Source organism: Cupriavidus basilensis (assembly GCF_000876015.1).
GTDB classification, from domain to species: domain Bacteria; phylum Pseudomonadota; class Gammaproteobacteria; order Burkholderiales; family Burkholderiaceae; genus Cupriavidus; species Cupriavidus basilensis_B.
Genome location: NZ_BBQM01000023.1, coordinates 11,625 through 25,147, shown reverse-complemented (window position 1 = coordinate 25,147; position 13,523 = coordinate 11,625). Strand labels below are relative to the sequence as shown.

Annotated in this window: 11 protein-coding genes; 7 read left to right on the top strand and 4 right to left on the bottom strand. The window is 71.5% G+C overall.

What is annotated here, in order from left to right:
- The first annotated feature begins 22 nt into the window (after positions 1–22).
- The 5 genes from KF708C_RS24900 to KF708C_RS24880 are packed head-to-tail and all read left to right on the top strand — an operon-like array spanning position 23 to position 5,238.
- Positions 23–1,141: an Ldh family oxidoreductase gene (locus KF708C_RS24900; protein WP_020200593.1), complete on the top strand. Its 1,119-nt coding sequence runs from the start codon at positions 23–25 to the stop codon at positions 1,139–1,141.
- Positions 1,142–1,175: 34 nt separating this feature from the next.
- Positions 1,176–2,144: a Bug family tripartite tricarboxylate transporter substrate binding protein gene (locus KF708C_RS24895; RefSeq protein ID WP_029043095.1), complete on the top strand. Its 969-nt coding sequence runs from the start codon at positions 1,176–1,178 to the stop codon at positions 2,142–2,144.
- A 43-nt stretch (positions 2,145–2,187) separates the two neighbouring features.
- Positions 2,188–2,850, top strand: coding sequence for an RraA family protein (locus KF708C_RS24890; RefSeq protein WP_020200591.1), 663 nt, complete (start codon positions 2,188–2,190; stop codon positions 2,848–2,850).
- Positions 2,847–3,797 carry a 2-hydroxyacid dehydrogenase gene (locus tag KF708C_RS24885; RefSeq protein WP_059413613.1) on the top strand — a complete coding sequence of 317 codons (951 nt, stop codon included), beginning with the start codon at positions 2,847–2,849 and terminating at the stop codon, positions 3,795–3,797. Before KF708C_RS24890 ends, KF708C_RS24885 begins: the two co-directional genes overlap by 4 nt.
- A 13-nt stretch (positions 3,798–3,810) precedes the next feature.
- Positions 3,811–5,238: an FAD-binding oxidoreductase gene (locus KF708C_RS24880; protein WP_059413612.1), complete on the top strand. Its 1,428-nt coding sequence runs from the start codon at positions 3,811–3,813 to the stop codon at positions 5,236–5,238.
- A gap of 494 nt (positions 5,239–5,732) precedes the next feature.
- Here KF708C_RS24880 and KF708C_RS24875 read toward each other — a convergent pair whose 3' ends face one another.
- Positions 5,733–6,800 carry a porin gene (locus KF708C_RS24875; protein WP_059413611.1) on the bottom strand — a complete coding sequence of 356 codons (1,068 nt, stop codon included), beginning with the start codon at positions 6,798–6,800 and terminating at the stop codon, positions 5,733–5,735.
- Between the two features lie 415 nt (positions 6,801–7,215).
- Here KF708C_RS24875 and KF708C_RS24870 point away from each other — a divergent pair, with 415 nt between their 5' ends.
- Both KF708C_RS24870 and KF708C_RS24865 read left to right on the top strand, forming a co-directional pair.
- Positions 7,216–7,755 carry a hypothetical protein gene (locus KF708C_RS24870; protein ID WP_059413610.1) on the top strand — a complete coding sequence of 180 codons (540 nt, stop codon included), beginning with the start codon at positions 7,216–7,218 and terminating at the stop codon, positions 7,753–7,755.
- A gap of 89 nt (positions 7,756–7,844) precedes the next feature.
- Positions 7,845–8,840: a 2-dehydropantoate 2-reductase gene (locus KF708C_RS24865; RefSeq protein ID WP_020200585.1), complete on the top strand. Its 996-nt coding sequence runs from the start codon at positions 7,845–7,847 to the stop codon at positions 8,838–8,840.
- 44 nt (positions 8,841–8,884) lie between these two features.
- Here KF708C_RS24865 and KF708C_RS24860 read toward each other — a convergent pair whose 3' ends face one another.
- Genes KF708C_RS24860 through KF708C_RS24850 form a run of 3 tightly spaced genes read right to left on the bottom strand, consistent with a single transcriptional unit; the run spans position 8,885 to position 13,478 of the window.
- Entirely contained in the window at positions 8,885–10,171 is a 1,287-nt protein-coding gene (locus KF708C_RS24860; RefSeq protein ID WP_059413609.1) for a TolC family protein, read from the bottom strand.
- A gap of 20 nt (positions 10,172–10,191) precedes the next feature.
- Positions 10,192–12,285: a MacB family efflux pump subunit gene (locus KF708C_RS24855; RefSeq protein ID WP_156173939.1), complete on the bottom strand. Its 2,094-nt coding sequence runs from the start codon at positions 12,283–12,285 to the stop codon at positions 10,192–10,194.
- Entirely contained in the window at positions 12,279–13,478 is a 1,200-nt protein-coding gene (locus tag KF708C_RS24850; protein WP_059413608.1) for an efflux RND transporter periplasmic adaptor subunit, read from the bottom strand. Before KF708C_RS24850 ends, KF708C_RS24855 begins: the two co-directional genes overlap by 7 nt.
- Positions 13,479–13,523: the final 45 nt, after the last annotated feature.

Genomic DNA, 13,523 nt, shown 5'->3' with positions numbered 1-13,523 from the left:
ACCGACAAGGCGACTCGCGCCCATGACCGAAATCCTGCATGTCCCGGCGGACGTGGTTCGCCGGCAGATCCTCAATGTCCTCCATGCCTGGGGCATGGCCGACGACCTCGCCGGCGTGACCGCCGGGCTGATGGTCGAGACCGACCTGTTCGGCGTTGATTCGCACGGCGTCTCGATGCTGATGATGTACGAAGAGATGCGCCAGTCCGGCATGCTGCAACTGCAGGCGCGGCCGCGGGTGGTGCGCGACGCCGGCTGCACCGCGCTGGTCGACGGCGGCGCCGGGCTCGGCCACCCGGTCGCGGCGATGGCGATGGAGCTGGCCGCCGACAAGGCGCTGTTGCATGGCGTGGCCGTGGTGGGCGTGCGCAACTCCCATCATTTCGGCGCGGCCGGCGTCTATGCCCGCATGGCCGCCGCGCGCGGGCTGCTCGGCTTCGTCTGCACGGCCACGCGCGGCATCAGCCTGGTGCCGCCGCGCGCCACGGTGCCGGTGCTGGGCACCAATCCGCTTGCGTTCGCCGCGCCGGCCGGGCGCCATCCGCCCTTCGTGCTCGACATGTCGACCACCACCGTGGCCGCCAACAAGGTCAAGGTCTATCACCTCAACGACAAGCCCTTGCCGCAAGGCTGGGTGGTCGATGCGGACGGCGCGCCGGTGGCCGATCCGCACCTCGGCATGGACTACGTGTTCAAGCGGCCGGACGGCGGCCTCACGCCGCTGGGCGGCTCGCTGGAGCACGGCAGCCACAAGGGCTACGGCCTGGCGATGATGGTCCACATCCTCGGCGGCACGCTGACGGGCGGCTCGTTCTCGCCGCTGCGCCAGCGCACGCAGAAGCCGGGCGACCCCGACAACATCGGCCACTTCTTCATGGCCATCGATCCGCGCAGCTTCCGCGAGGAGGGCGAGTTCGAGGCCGACCTCGACGCCGCCATCGACGTCATGCACGAGACCCCGAGCGCCGATCCCGCCCAGCCCGTGCTGGTGGCGGGCGACCCCGAGGAACAGACGCGGCGGCACCGGCTGGCGCACGGCATCCCGGTGCCCGCGCGGCTCGACGCCCACGTGCGCGAGATCTGCGCGCGCTGCGGGGCGCAGTACGTGCTGCGGGACCCGGATCCGCGCGCGGCGCGGTAGCGGCACAACCTACAAAAACTCAAGGAGACAGACGATGAAACCGAGGCGATGGATGGCGTGCGCATGGCTGCTGGCCGGCGCGCTTTTCGGCATGCCGGCGATGGCCGACACCTTTCCGGCCAAGCCGGTCAGCCTGGTGGTGCCGTATCCGGCCGGTGGCGCGACCGACGTGATCGCGCGGCTGCTGGCGGAGAAACTCTCGAACGCCTGGGGCCAGCCGGTGGTGGTCAACAACCGGCCCGGCGCGGGCACGCTGCTCGGCGCCGAGCTGGTGGCGCGCTCGCCCGGCGACGGCTACACGCTGTACCTGACCACCGCGGCGCACACGATCAGCGCGAGCCTGTACAAGAAGCTCAACTACGATCCGGTCAAGGATTTCGCCCCGATCACGCTGACTTCCACCATCCCGCTGGTGCTGGTGGTCACGCCGTCGCTGCCGGTCAAGACGCTGCCCGAGCTGATCGCCTACGCGCGCGCCAATCCGGGCCTGAGCTTCGCCTCCACCGGCAACGGCACGCCGCAGCACCTGACCGGCGAGCTGTTCAAGGGGCGCAACAAGCTGCAGATGGTGCACATCCCCTACCGCGGCGACGCACCCATGCTGACCGACCTGCTCGGCGGGCAGGTCAAGATGGCCTTCGTCACGCTGTCGGCCGCGCTGCCGCACATCAAGTCCGGCAAGCTCAAGGCGATCGCGCTGGCCAACCCGGAGCGCATCGGCGCCATCGCCGACGTGCCCACCTTCGCCCAGGCCGGCATGCCGGATTTCTCGGCGGCCACGTGGTTCGGCCTGTTCGCGCCGGCCAGCCTCTCGCCGGCGCTGCGCGACAAGATCTACCAGGACGTGGCGCGGATCGTCGCCACGCCGGAGGTGACGCAGAAGCTGGTGGAGATGGGCGGCGAGGTCAACAACACGCCGCCGGCCCAGTTCCAGGCCTTCGTGCAGGGCGAGGCGAAGCACTGGGCCGAAGCCGTGCGCCTGTCCGGCGCGCAGATCGACTGACGCGGCGGCGGCTCTCTTTTTTCACGCACACAGGGACAACATCATGACGCAAGCACAGCAAGACCTCCTCGCGCGCTGCGGCCGCATCGGCAGCAGCACCTGGTCGGACGCGCTCGACACCCTCGGCATCGCCGGCGTGGTGCAGGGCATCGCGCGCCGCAGCGGCGGCGGGCGCATCGCCGGCTTTGCCGCCACGGCGCGCCATAGCTGGGGCCAGCTCGGCGATTTCGACCGCGCCGATTTCGCGGTCGGCAAGCTGGTCGCGGCAAGCGGCCCCGGCAAGGTGCTGATGATCGACGTGGGCGGCGCGCCGATCTCCACTTTCGGCGGCATCGCCTCCACCGCCGCCGTGGCGCGCGGCGCCACCGCCGTGGTCATCGACGGCGCCTGCCGCGACACCGACGAGATCGAGGCCGCCGGCCTGTGGCTGGCCAGCCGCTGGGTCACGCCGCTGACCGGCAAGACGCGCCTGAAGCTGCAGCAGCTGGGCGGCACCGTGACCATCGGCGGCGTGCCGGTCAGCGAAGGCGACCTGGTGATCGGCGACGATACCGGCATCGTGGTGGTGCCCGCCGCCGACATCGAACGCGCGCTTGCCGCCGCCGAGCAGGCGCTCGAAGTCGACCTCGCGGTCGAGCGCGGCATCCGGGAGGGCAAGACCTTCGCCGAAGCCGCCGCCGCGGCCAACTACATCCCGCTCAAATGAGCCGCAAGCCCTTCATCGTGCAGATCGCGCCGCTCGGCGAATGGGCCGACGCCTGCCTGCGCGAGCGCTACGAGGTCCTCCCGTTGTGGCGGGAGAGCGAGCCGCTGGCCTGCCTGGCGGCGCGCGGCGCCGGCGCGCGGGTGGCGGTGACCTCGGTGCGCTACGGCTGCAGCGCGCAGATGATGGCGCTCATGCCCGAACTGGAAGCGATCTGCAGTTGGGGCGTGGGCTACGAAACCATCGACCTCGGCGCCGCGCGCGCCCGCGGCATCCAGGTCAGCTACACGCCGGACGTGCTCGACGGCTGCGTGGCCGACCTGGCCTGGGGCCTGCTGATCGCCACCGCGCGGCGCATCGCCGAAGGCGACCGCTATGTGCGCGGCGGCCAATGGCGCACCATCGGCGCGTTCCCGCTGTCCACGCGCGTCGGCGGCAAGCGGCTGGGCATCCTCGGCATGGGCCGCATCGGCGAGGCCATCGCGCGGCGCGGGCAGGGCTTCGACATGCAGGTCGCCTATCACAACCGCGGTCCCAGGGCCGGCAGTCCTTACCGCTTCGAGCCTTCGCTGGCGGCGCTGGCCGACTGGGCCGATTTCCTCGTGGTGGCCTGCGTCGGCGGCCCCGCCACGCATCACCTGGTGTCTGCGCAAATTATCGAGGCGCTTGGGCCCCAAGGCATCCTCGTCAATATCGCGCGCGGCACCGTGATCGACCAGGACGCGATGGTGGCGGCGCTGGCGGCTGGACGGCTGGGCGGCGCCGGCCTCGACGTGCTGGAGCGCGAGCCGGCGGTGCCCGACGCGCTCAAGGCGCTGGACAGCGTGGTGCTGATGCCCCACGTCGGCAGCGCCACGCACGAAACGCGCCGCGACATGGCGCAGCTCGTGATCGACAACGCCGCGTCCTACCTGCAAGGGCGCGGGCTGATTACGCCGATCCGCGATTGAGGAAACCAGATTCATGCCTGTCCTGCTAGATGCCCTGCAAGCCCTGCTGGGCCAGTACCATGTATTGACTGGCGCCGACGCCGCGCCGTACCTGACCGACTGGCGCAAGCTCTATCGCGGCAGCGCGCTCGCCGTGGTGCGCCCGGGCAGCACCGAGGAAGTGGCGGCCGTGGTCCGCCTGTGCGCGCGGCACGGCGCGCCGGTGGTGCCGCAGGGCGGCAACACCGGCCAGTGCGGCGGCGCCACGCCCGATGCCAGCGGCCGCGCGGTGGTGGTCCTGCTGGGCCGCCTCGACCGCGTGCGCGAGATCGACACCGCCAACGACACCATCACTGTCGAAGCCGGCTGCGTGCTGCAGGCGGTGCAGGCCGCCGCGCACGCGGCCGGCCGGCTGTTCCCGCTGTCGCTGGGCGCCGAAGGCAGCTGCATGATCGGCGGCAACCTCGCCAGCAACGCCGGCGGCACCCAGGTGCTGCGCTACGGCAACGCGCGCGAACTGGCGCTCGGCATCGAGGTTGTCACCGCCGAAGGCGAGATCTGGCATGGCCTGCGCGGGCTGCGCAAGGACAACGCCGGCTACGACCTGCGCGATCTCTACATCGGCAGCGAAGGCACGCTCGGCATCATCACCGCGGCCACGCTCAAGCTCTTCCCGTTGCCGGCGGCGCAAGGCACGGCGCTGGCCGCCACCGACTCGATCGCCGCCGCCGTCGCGCTGCTGGCGCGCAGCCGCGCGCGCGCCGGCGCGGCGCTGACCGGCTTCGAACTGATGTCTGGCGACGCGCTCGAACTGGTGACGCGCGTATTCCCGCGGCAACGCCTGCCGCTGCCCGCGGGCGCGCCCTGGTACGTGCTGCTCGAAACCTCCGACAGCGATGAAGGCGGCGACGGCGGCGACGGCGGCGAGCACGCGCGCGGCCGCCTCGAACGCCTGCTGGGCGAAGCACTCGACGCCGGCGAGATCGGCGACGCCGCCATCGCCGGCAGCCTGGCCCAGGCCGACGCCTTCTGGCACCTGCGCGAGAGCATCACGCTGGCGCTGGCCGAGCACGGCAAATGCGTGAAGCACGACATCTCGGTGCCGACCTCGCGCATCGCCGGTTTCGTCGAGGAAACCGGCGCTCGCCTGCGCGAGCGCCATCCCGGCGCGCGCTGCGTCACCTTCGGCCACCTCGGCGACGGCAACCTGCACTACAACGTGATCCGCACGGCCGCCAGCAGCGACGCCGAACTGTTGGCCAGCGCGGACGGCATCCTGCGCTTCGTGCACGACAGCGTGCGCCGCCACGCCGGATCGATCAGCGCCGAGCAGGGCATCGGTCAGGCCAGGGTGGACGAACTGGTCCGCTGCAAGGATCCGCTGGAACTGGCATTGATGCGCAGGGTCAAGCAGGCGCTGGATCCGCTGGGGATCATGAATCCGGGGAAGGTGTTTGGTTAGGGCGATGCCGCGTTTGTGGCATCGTCGCTTTGCATTGTCCTGCTGACTGTCATGGTCCTGTGGTGGCGGCACAGGACCGGGAGGAGGTGAATGCGTCGTGGATGGCGGGTGTAACCGCAGGGCGGGTCTACGCCGGCGGGGTGAACATGCTTCGGAACGCGTCCATTCGCCCTCGAACCCGCCTGGGATCGGATTCGCCATCGCGCAATGCGAAGCGGTCGCCGAAGGCCATGTGGTCCAGGAGCTGACCACGGCAGCGTGAAGACCTGTGCCAACTCGGAATTTTCGGCGAGTATCCCGTTTCCGGATTGCCGGGGCAGCGTCTCGGAAATCACAGACCATTCCGTGGAACGCTGCGCCCCCGTATGGCACCTTGGCACAGTTCGACGATCTGCGTTACCGCGTCACTGCGAAACAAAAAAACCCACCGCGTCGGAACGCGGTGGGCGCAAGGCTCCCGTTTCAGGCGGAGAGCGTCGATATGCGTTGGCGCCTCAGAAACGATGCCGCACGCCGGCGACCACGCCGGTCTGGTTCCTGCCCGGGATGACGCTGTTGGGCGCGCCGGTGGTGGCGTTGAAGCCGTTCAGGCCGAGTTCGGAGCCGTTCTTGTTGCGCGCGAAGGCGGCGTTGAAGTAGACGTCGGTGCGCTTGGAGAGGACGTAGCTGGCCGAGGCGGCGAACATCATCGGGTCGGCGTTGCTGTTCCTGAAGTCCGTGTAGTAGGCCGCGCCGGAGAACGAGAGCGCGGGCGTGGCCTTGTAGCGCAGGCCGAGCCAGTAGAGGTTGGAGCGGACTTCGCCGCCCACGTCGCCGTTGAGCCAGCGGTAGCCGGCGTAGGGGCTGAGCGGGCCGAATGCGTAGCTGGCGCCGAGCGCCACGCGGCGGTCTTTCTGGTTGCGGGCGGCGACGGAGGTGCCCTGGTATTCGTCGTAGACGAGGCCGGCGGCGAAGGTGTCGTTCTCGTAGTACAGGCTGCCGCCAAGGCTGCGGTCGACCTTGTTGTCGCCGGGCACTTCGCCGGCGCCGGTGCGGCCGAAGCTGTACAGCGCCGTGACCGTGAGGCCGGAGACGCTGCGGCGGTATTTGATGGCGTTGTCGGCGCGCCCGGCCAGCACCGCGTCGCTGCGGAACAGCGAGTAGCGCGGCGCGAAGCCCATCGGGTCGAGCCGGATGGTGGTGTCGTACAGCGGGGTGGTCTGCCGCCCGAGCGTGACCTGTCCGAAATCGCCGGCCAGGCCGACCACCGCGCTGCGGTCGAACAGCCGGTTGCCGCCTTGCCCGCCGTCGTCGAGGTTGAAGCCGCTTTCCAGGTCGAACACCGCCTTCAGGCCGCCGCCGAGGTCTTCGACGCCGCGCAGGCCCCAGCGCGAGGTGGACATGTTGCCGGACGAGAGCCGGTACGCGCTGCCCTTGCTGCCCTTGGCGGCCGCGTTGGACAGGTATTCGACGCCGACGTCGGCCACGCCGTACAGCGTGACGCCCGATTGCGCCAGCGCGGTGCCCGCCGCGGTGCACAGCAGCGCCGCCAGCTTGATGCGGGCGGATTTTGTCTTCCTCATTTTTGTTCTCCGGCTTGTCATTTATCGAAATAAAAAAATAGAAACCGGAGTCTATTGGGGCACGCATTACGCCTGGATTGCGCCAGCATGACAACTGGCGCTGGTCCTTGCCACAGGCGGGATACGGGGCGAAGCGGGGTTTGCGGTGCCGATTTCGGAAAGCGGCACGGAGTGTCATGTCTAGTGATTTTCTACAACATTGTCCTGCAATAGATAAACCGGAGAGTCGGAATTATCGGATAATCGCAAAGTACAATAATGATCCCGGATTTCATGATGCGGGTTTGCCGGAGGCGCGGCGAGGATCCGGTGCGCGGGCACCCCCGGCGAGGTGGACGATCAAGGGGGCTATGCTGACGCATCGGAGCCGGTTTCCGTTCCCGGGACCGGCCTGCATCGACGCTGGAGAGTGCTCATGTCATATCGAACATATCGAACATATCGAATCACCCGATGGATCGCCGCGCTGGCGGCGGCGGCCGCGCTGTCCGCCTGCGCGTCGCTGGAACCCGTCCAGACCGCGCAGAAGATGATCGGCAGCCCGGAAAGTGCCGTGCGCGATACGTTCGGCGCGCCCACGGAGACCTACCGGCTTGCCGGCGGCACCAGCCGCTGGATCTACTCGCGGCAGCCGCTCGGGCACGAGGTCTACGCGGCGGACTTCGACGCCGGCGGCAGGCTGACGAACTTCCGCCAGATGCTGACCGAGAAGGAGATCTACGAAGCCAAGCCCGGCGTCTGGACCAAGCAGGACGTGGTCGAGCGCTTCGGCATGCCGCGCGAGCCGGTGGAGTATTACCCGCTGATGAAGCGCGAGGCATGGTCGTACCGGATGTACACGAACGGCTATCTGCAGGCGCATTTCAGCATCTACTTCGACGACCGCGGCGTGCTCGACCGCACCATGATCATCGTCGACCCGATGGGCGGGGACCGCCACGACCACAGCAGGTGATCCACGGCAAGTGATGGCGATGGCCGGCGCCCCAGGGGGCGCGTTCCGTCGTGTTGGACCGGACCGGTCCCGGCAACAAGGAGTGACAGATGAAGGTTTGTATCTACGGCGCCGGCGCGATCGGCGGTTGGATCGGCGTGAAGCTGGCCGAGGCGGGGGCGCAGGTCAGCGTCGTCGCGCGCGGCGCCACGCTCGATGCGCTGGCCAGCCACGGGCTGCGGCTGGTGGAGGGCGAGGGCCAGGAGGCCGAGCCCCGCGCGGTGGCGGTGCGCGCCAGCGACGATCCGGCGGCGCTCGGCCCGCAGGATCTCGTCGTGGTCGCGGTGAAGGCGCCGGCGCTGGCGTCCGTGGCCGGCCGCATCGCGCCGCTGCTGGGTCCGGACACGACCGTCCTGACCGCGATGAACGGCGTGCCGTGGTGGTTCTGCGATGGCCTGGGCCCGGCGTTCGCCGGCAAGCGGCTGGCCTCGGTCGACCCGGACGGCGCGATCGCGGCGGCCATTCCGGCGCGGCAGACCGTCGGCTGCGTGGTGCACGCGAGCTGCATGCTGGACGCGCCGGGCGTGGTGCGCAACCGCCAGGGCCGCGGCCTGATCCTGGGCGAGGCGAGCGGGCAGCCGAGCGAGCGCGTCAGGGCGCTGGCAGCGATGTTCGCCGGCGCCGGGTTCGACGCGAAGGCGTCGGACCGCATCCAGCAGGATGTCTGGTACAAGCTGTGGGGCAACATGACCATGAACCCGATCAGCGCGCTGACCGGCGCCACCTCGGACCGCATCCTCGGCGACGAGCTGGTGCGCGATTTCGTCACCGCCGTGATGCTGGAGGCCAAGGCCATCGGCGAGCGCTGCGGCATCACGATCGACCAGGCGCCGGCCGACCGCCTCGCGGTCACGCTGCGGCTCGGCGCGATGAAGACCTCGATGCTGCAGGACGTGGAGGCCGGCAGGCCGGTCGAGCTCGACGCGCTGGTGGCCGCCGTGCGCGAACTGGGCCAGATCACGGCCGTGCCGACGCCGTTCACCAATGCGCTGCTGGGCCTGGCCCGGGTACAGGCGCAGCGGCTGGGACTGTATCCGCGGGCCTGAACGTCGCCCGCCGCCCGCCGTCCGCCGCGCGGGCGCCGCTTCGGTCAGCCGCGCGGCCCCGGCCGCGCGTCCCGCGACAGCAGGTTGCCACCGCCGGCGGCGGCGCCATCTTCCCATCCCCCTCCGAGCGCGCGGAACAGCCCCACGCTGGCCTGCAGCTGCGCCAGGTGCAGTTGCACCGCGTTGTCCTGCGCGGCGTAGAGCGTGCGCTGGGCGTCGAGCACGGTCAGCAGCGTCTCGGCGCCGGCGCGGTAGCGCGACTCGGCCAGCCGCGCGGCTTCCCGCGCCTGCGCCAGCGCCTCGGCCTGCGCGTCGCGCTGGCGCGTCAGCCCGTCGACGGCGTTGAGCGCGTTTTCCACGTCGCCGAAGGCGTTGACGATGGCGCCGCGGTAGGCGGCCAGCAGTTCCTCGCGCCGGGCGATGGCGAAGTCGCGCCCGGCGGCCAGGCGGCCGGCGTTGAAGATCGGCGCGGCGAGGCCGGCGGCGAGGCTGTACAGCGAGGTGTCGAGCAGGTCGCGCAGCCGGTCCGCGCCCACGCCGGCGCCCGCGGTCAGGGTCAGCGAGGGCAGCATGGCGGCGCGCGCGGCCACGATGTCGGCGTCGGCCGCGGCGAGCGCGCGCTCGGCCTGGGCGAGGTCGGGCCGGTGCACGATCAGGCCGGCCGGCACGCCGGCGGCGACGGTGGGCATGGCGATGCCGTCGAGCGTGCTGGCGGCGATGTCGAAGCCCGGCGCCGGGCGGCCCAGCAGGATCGCCAGCGCGGTCAGGCTGCCGCGCGCTTCCTGCCGGCGCTGCTCCAGGTCCTGCCGCTGGGTGGCGACCAGCCCGCGCTGCTGCGCCAGCTCCAGCGGCGTGGCGGTGCCTTGCAGCGTGGCCAGCGCCGAGTCGCGCGCGGCGGCGTTGCCGCCCCACAGATCGATCTCGTAGGTGGCGAACAGCTCGGCCGTGTAGTAGCCGGTGACGCTGGCCTGCGGCTCGCGCAGCCGCTGCGCGGTGGCGCTCAGGCTCACCTCCGGCAGCAGCGGCGCGCCGGCGATGCGGGCCTGGGCCTGCGCCTGGCGCACGCGCGCGGCGGCCGCGGCGAGGTCGAAGCTGCCGCCGCGCGCCTGCTCGATCAGCGCGGCCAGCTCGCCGCTGCCGAAGCGCCGCCACCAGCCGGGGCCGGCGGGGTCGCCGGCGGCGCCCGCGTCATGGCGCCACGCGGCGGGCACGTCCAGCGGCGGCACGTCGCCGGGCGGCGCGCCGGCGCAGCCGGCCAGCGCCAGCGCCAGCAGCCAGGCCGGCGCGCGCGCAAGAGAAGGGCGCGGGGCAGAACGCCGCGGGGCGGGCATGGGAAATCGCATCGGGCGCCTCATTCGCTGGCCAGCGCTTCGACCGGGTCCAGCCGCGCGGCCTGGCGCGCCGGCATGAAGCCGAACACCAGCCCGGTGGCCAGCGCGCAGCCGAACGCGCCGAGGATGGCGCGCACCGAGAAGACCACCGGCACCTCCCAGTGGATCAGCGCGGCGCCCACGGCCAGCCCCGCCATCACGCCGGCCACGCCGCCGACCAGCGTCACGGTGATGGCCTCGGTCAGGAACTGGCGCTGGATGTCGCGCTGGCGCGCGCCGGTGGCCATGCGGATGCCGATCTCGCGCGTGCGCTCCTTGACCGTCACCAGCATGATGTTCATCACGCCGATGCCGCCCACCAGCAGCGAGATCGCCGCCACCAGCCCGAGCATCATCGTCATGGTCTGCTGCGTTTCTTCCTGCGCCTTGACCGAGGCCGCGCGGTTGTACACGCGGAAGTCGCGCACGCGGTGGCTGGCCTCGAGCGCCTCGGTGATGCCGCGCGCGGCGTCGTCGGCGTTCTCCAGCTTGTCCACCAGCACCGAGATCCACGACAACTGCGTGGTGCCGAGCAGGCGCCGGCTGCCGGTGGAGTAGGGCATCAATATCACGTCGTCGTCGTCCGAGTCGCCCGAGGTGGCGCCTTTTTCCTCCAGCTCGCCGATGACCTGGAACGGCACGTTGTTGACCAGCACGTAGGCGCCCAGCGGGCTCTGGTCGCCGAACATGCGCTCGCGCGTCTTCTTGCCCAGCAGCAGCACGGTGGCCAGGCTGCGCTCGTCGTTCTGGCTGAAGAACAGGCCGCGCGCGGCCTTCCAGTTCATGATGCGCTGCGCGTCGGTGGTGACGGCCCACACGTTGACGAAGCTGTCCAGGTTGCCGGCGCGCAGCGTGACCTTGCCGCGCAGCATCGGCATGGCCGCCGCCACGTGGGGCGCCTGCCGCACGGTCGGCACGTCGGCTTCGGTGAGCACGCCGCCCGGCCCGCGCGCGTTGTCGCCGCCGGGCACCACGTACATGCGGTTGGTGCCGAAGCTCGCCATCCTGGCGATGACCTTCTCCTGGGTGCCGGCGCCCACCGCCAGCATCACGATGACCGAGGCCACGCCGATGATGATGCCGAGCAGCGTGAGCGCGGTGCGGAAGCGGTTGGCCCACATCACGCTCCATGCCGCCGCGTAGGCTTCGCGCATCTCGGTCCAGGGGCGCGCGGTGTGGGCCACGCCCGCGGCCATCGCGGCGGGGAAGCGGCGCGCGTCGAGCGAGGGCGGCACGGGTGGCATAGGCGGGGCGGGCGGGGCGCCGGCTTCCGCGAGCGGCGCGGCATTGCCGGTGTCGGACACGATCTGCCCGTCGCGGATCTCGATGATGCGCCGCGCCTGCGCGGCCACCGCGCGGTCGTGCGTGATGAGGACCACGGTGTGGCCGGCGTCGGCCAGTTCGCGCAGCAGCGCCACGACCTCGGCGCCGCTCTTGCTGTCGAGCGCGCCGGTGGGCTCGTCGGCCAGGATGATGTGCCCGCCGTTCATCAGCGCGCGCGCGATCGACACGCGCTGCTGCTGGCCGCCGGACAGCTGCGCGGGCCGGTGCGCGGCGCGCTCGGCCAGCCCCAGCCGGCCCAGCAGCGTGCGCGCGCGGTGCTCGCGCGCGTCCGCCCCCGCGCCGGCGTAGACCGCCGGCATCTCCACGTTGCGCAGCGCGTCGAGCGTGCGGATCAGGTGGTAGCCCTGGAACACGAAACCGAAGGCCTCGCGGCGCAGCCAGGCCAGCTCGTCGGCGTCGAAGCGCGCGATGTCCTGGCCGGCGAAGCGGTATTGCCCGGAACTGGGCCGGTCCAGGCAGCCGAGGATATGCATCAGCGTGGACTTGCCTGAGCCCGAGGCGCCGACGATGGCGACGAACTCGCCCGCGCCGATGTCGAGCGAGACGCCGCGCAGCACCTCGGTGGCCGGACCGCCGTCGGTGCCCGCGTAGGAGCGCCGCACGTCGCGCAGCGCGATCAGCGGTGGCGCGGCGCCGGCCGGGGCGGAGGACGCGGAAGCGGGGGTGGATGCGGGGGTGGATGCGGGGGCGCCGGCCGCCGCGGGCCGCGCCTCCGCCAGCAGGTCTACCATCGGAACCTCCCGTCGGCGGCGCGCTCGTAGCGCACGCCGGTGACGAGGCGCTCGCCTTCCTTGAGGCCGGACAGCACCTCCGCGCTCAGGCGGTCGCGCACGCCGGTGGCCACCTCGCGCACCAGGATCCTGCCCTGGGCGTCGAGCACGCGCGCGGTGTAGCGCCCGGGCTGGCCGCTCACGGCCTGCAGCGCCGGCAGCGGCGCCACCAGCACGTTGCGCGCGCTGGCGGCCACGAAGAACACCTGCGCGCTCATCTGCGGCATCAGTTCGCGGTCGGCGTTGTCCACGTCGAACAGCACCGTATAGAGCACCACCTTGCCGGCGGGCGTGGCCGGCGCGCCGGCGGTGGTGGCGGCGGGCGCGGCGCCGGCCGGCGTGGGCGGCGCAGGCAGGATCTGGCGCACCTGGCCGCGCCAGCGCCGCGCGCTGCCCTGCTCGTCCTGCACGCCCAGCGTGGTGAAGTACACCGGCATGCCCGGGCGCACGCGGCGCACGTCGGCCTCGGACACCTCGGTCCAGACCGTCATGGCGGACAGGTCGGCGACGCGCAGGATGTTGGGGGTCTGGTAGGTGGCGTTGAGGGTCTGGCCCTCGCGCGCGTCGAGCGTGACCACGGTGCCGCTCATGGGCGCGTAGATGCGGGTGAAGCCGAGCTGGGCCTCGTCGCCCTTGAGCGCGGACGAGGCACCGTCGATCTGCGCGCGCAGGTTGTCGATGCGCGCCAGCGCCACGCGCAGCGCGGCCTGCGCGGACTGCACGTCTTCGTCGCGGGTGGAGCCGTCGGCCGCCATGTGGCGCTGGCGCTCCCACTGCTGGCGGGCGAGGTCGCGCTGGGCGTACTGCTCGTCGAGCTGGGCGCGCAGGCTGGCCAGCGTGGCGCGGTCGGCGTCCACGCGCGACTGCTGCACGGCGGGATCGATCTCCACCAGCAACTGGCCCTTCTTGACGGCGTCGCCGGGCTGGACGTGGATGCGGCGGATGGCGCCGGACGCCTGCGCGCCCACGTCGACGTAGCTGCGCGGCTGCAGCAGGCCGAGCGCGGTCACGCTCGATTCGATGTCGCCGCGGCCTACCGGTGTGGTCTCGATCACCTCGGTGGGGCGCAGCAGCCACCACCACAGCAACAGCCCAAGACACGCCAGCAAGACCACGAGCGTGGCGGGACGCTGCACAACAGACGGGATTCTCATCGATCGGATTTGACGCGGTTCTTGCGCACCGCAAATCATACCGCG